The organism is Hyalangium sp. (assembly GCF_035629615.1).
GTDB lineage: Bacteria > Myxococcota > Myxococcia > Myxococcales > Myxococcaceae > Hyalangium.
In genome coordinates this window covers 1-3,361 of record NZ_DASPHO010000733.1, presented here as the reverse complement: position 1 = coordinate 3,361, position 3,361 = coordinate 1, and the positions used below count along the sequence as shown (strand labels likewise).

Annotated in this window: 1 protein-coding gene; it reads left to right on the top strand. The window is 69.4% G+C overall.

The window, feature by feature from the left end:
* Positions 1-3,361, top strand: a 3,361-nt coding sequence (locus VD972_RS36490; RefSeq protein WP_324993437.1) for an amino acid adenylation domain-containing protein, incomplete at both ends; no start/stop codon positions are given.

Below are 3,361 nucleotides of genomic sequence, written 5' to 3'. Positions count from 1 at the left end.
AGGGGATCCGCCTACGGTCCGAGCTGTCGGGGGCTCTGGCGCTTCTCGCCCGTCGCAAGGGTTCGACCTCCTTCATGACGCTGCTCGCGGCCTTCCAGATCCTGCTGTCGCGCCTGTCGGGCCAGTCGGAGGTCAGCGTGGGAACGCCGATCGCCGGCCGCACGCGGCTCGAGACTGAAGGCCTGATCGGCTTCTTCGTCAATACCCTGGTGCTGCGCACGCATTTGTCGGAGGACCCGCCGTTCCAGGAGCTCCTGGGTCGGGTGCGGGAGACGGCGCTCCAGGCGCACGCGCACCAGGACGTACCTTTCGAGAAGCTGGTCGAAGAGCTCTCGCCTCAGCGCAGCCTCTCCTATGCCCCCCTGTTCCAGGTGATGTTCATCCTGCAGAACGCGCCTCGCGAGAACCTCGAGCTGCCGGGCCTGCGGATGAGCACGCTTGGGATGGATGGCGGGACGGCGAAGTTCGATCTGACGCTGGGACTGACCGAGGGTGGAGGAGGATTGTCCGGCAGCCTGGAGTACAGCACGGATCTGTTCGACGGTCCGACGATGGGCCGTTGGCTGGAGCATTTCGGGACGCTGCTCGAAGGGGTGGTGGCAGATCCTGCCCGGCCGATCTCGGAGCTGCCGCTCCTGAACAAAGCCGGGCGGGCACAGGTTCTGTCGGAGTGGAACGACACGGTGCGCGCGGTCGAAGAGCGCAGCCTCGACGAGCTGTTCGCGGAGCAGGTGGCGCGCACTCCGGAGTCCATCGCGCTGGTCTTCGAAGGCGAGCTGCTCAGCTATCGCGAGCTCGATGCTCGCGCCGAGAGCCTGGCGTGCCACCTGGAAGAGCTGGGGGTGGGGCCCGAAGTGGGCGTGGCGCTCTGCGCGGAGCGGTCGCTGGAGCTGGCGATAGCAATGCTGGCCGTCCTCAAGACGGGCGGCTACTACGTGCCCCTGGATCCGGAGTACCCGGGCGATCGCCTGGCCTACATGCTGGCGGACTCGCGAGCCCGGGTCCTGCTGCTCCAGCCGGACCTGGCCGGCCGCCTTCCCGAGTACCGGGTTCCCGTTGTGATGCTGGACGGGCCCTGGCCGGTCCGGGCAGGGCGCCGTGCGCGCGGCGCGGCCGGCGTGGGCTCGCGCCGGCTGGCGTATGTGATCTACACCTCGGGCTCGACGGGCCGTCCGAAGGGGGTCCTGGTGCCCCACCGCGGCGTGGTCAACCGCCTTTCGTGGGCGCAACGCTTCTATCCGCTGACCTTGTCGGACCGCGTGCTGCAGAAGGCCTCGGTGAGCTTCGACTTCTCGGTCTGGGAGGTGTTCGGGACGCTGCTGACGGGAGCGCGTCTGGTGCTGGCGCAGCCGGGCGGACACCGGGACGGCGCCTACCTGGCGCGGACGGTGCTCGAGCAGGAGATCACGCTGCTGCACTTCGTTCCTTCCATGCTGCCGATGTTCCTGACGGCAGAGAGTGTCGAGCAGTGCCGGAGCCTTCGCTATGTCTTTGCGGGAGGCGAGGTGCTGCCGCTCGAAACCCGCAATCTGCTCTTCGCGCGCCTGCCGTGCGAGGTGGAGGCCCTGCACAATCAGTATGGCCCGACGGAGGTGTCGATCGATGCCACGACGTGGGTCGGCCGCCGGGGGGAGCGGGCAGCTCGTTCGGTGCCGATCGGGCGGCCGATCACGAATGTGTCGCTCTACGTGCTGAACGATGCATTCGAGCCGGTGCCGGTGGGTGTGGCGGGGGAGCTGTGCATCGGAGGCGCGGGCGTGGTGCGGGGCTATCTGGGACACGCGGATCGAACCGCCGAGCGGTTCGTGCCGGATCCGTTCGGCGAGCCTGGTGCGCGGCTGTACCGGACGGGCGACCTGGGGCGTTGGCTGCCGGAGGGCACGCTGGAGTTCCTGGGCCGCCGCGACCATCAGGTCAAGGTGCGGGGTTTCCGGATCGAGCTGGGGGAGATCGAGTCGGTCCTGGCGCAGCACGGTGGTGTGAGCGAGGCCGTGGTGCTGGTGCGGGAGGACGAGCCGGGAGATCGCCGCCTGGTGGGCTATGTGGTGGCGGCGTTCGCCGATCGGGTCCCGACGGCGGGTGCGCTGCGGTCTTTCCTGAAGGAGACGCTGCCGGACTACATGGTTCCGTCGGTGTGGGTCTTCCTGGAGCGTGTGCCTCTGACACCGAGCGGCAAGGTGGATCGGCGCGCCCTGCCGGCTCCGGAGCGGGACGTCGCGCGGAGTGCGGGCTGGATTGCTCCACGGACCTGGGTGGAGGAGCTGCTGGCGCAGGCCTGGGGTGAGGTGCTGAAGGTGGAGGGGGTCGGCAGCGAGGACGACTTCTTCGCCCTGGGCGGTCATTCGCTGCTGGCGACGCAGGTGGTCTCCCGGGTGCGGCGTCTGTTCGGGGTGGAGCTTGCGCTGCGGGAGCTGTTCGAGGCACCGCAGCTTTCGGCCCTGGCGCTCCGGATCGAGGCCGCGTTGCAAGCGGGCGGCAGCACGTCGGCGCCGCCGCTGGAACGGGTGCACCGGGAAGAGCAAGTCTGGCTGCCGCTGTCGTTCGCGCAGCAGCGCCTGTGGTTCATCGATCAGCTGGAGCCTGGCCGTCCGGTCTACAACATGCCGGTGGCGCTGCGGCTGGAAGGCGGTCTGCGCATCGACGTGTTGGCGGCGGCGCTCGAGGAGATCGTGCGCCGTCACGAGAGCCTGCGCACGCGCTTCGAGGTTGTGGACGGAGAGCCTGGACAGGTGATCGATCCTCCGTCTCCGTTGCGGCTGCCGGTTGTAGACCTCGGATCTCTGAACGGTTCCCTGCGAGTGACAGAGGCACGGCGCCTGTCGCGGGAGGAGGCGCGGCTCCCGTTCGATCTCGGGAGGGGGCCGCTACTGCGGGCGAGCCTTTTGCGGCTGGGCCTCGAGGAGCACGTGTTCCTTGCGACTCTGCACCACATCGTCAGCGATGGCTGGTCGATGGGCGTGCTGCGTCGGGAGCTGGGATCTCTGTACCGGGCCTTCTCAGCCGGCGAGCCGTCGTCGTTGTCCGAGCTGCCGCTCCAGTACGCGGATTACGCGGCGTGGCAGCGCGGCTGGTTGTCGGGCCGGGTGCTGGAAGCGGAGGTTTCGCACTGGCGGGAGCAGCTGGCGGGAGCCCCACCCTTGTTGGAGCTGCCCCTGGACCGTCCGCGGCCGGCGGTGCAGAGCTCGCGCGGCGCCCACCAGGGGATCCGCCTGGGATCGGACCTGTCGGGGGCCCTGGCGGTTCTCGCCCGTCGCGAGGGCTCGACCTCCTTCATGACGCTGCTCGCGGCCTTCCAGGTCCTGCTGTCGCGCCTGTCGGGCCAGTCGGAGGTGAGCGTGGGGACGCCGATCGCCGGCCGCAC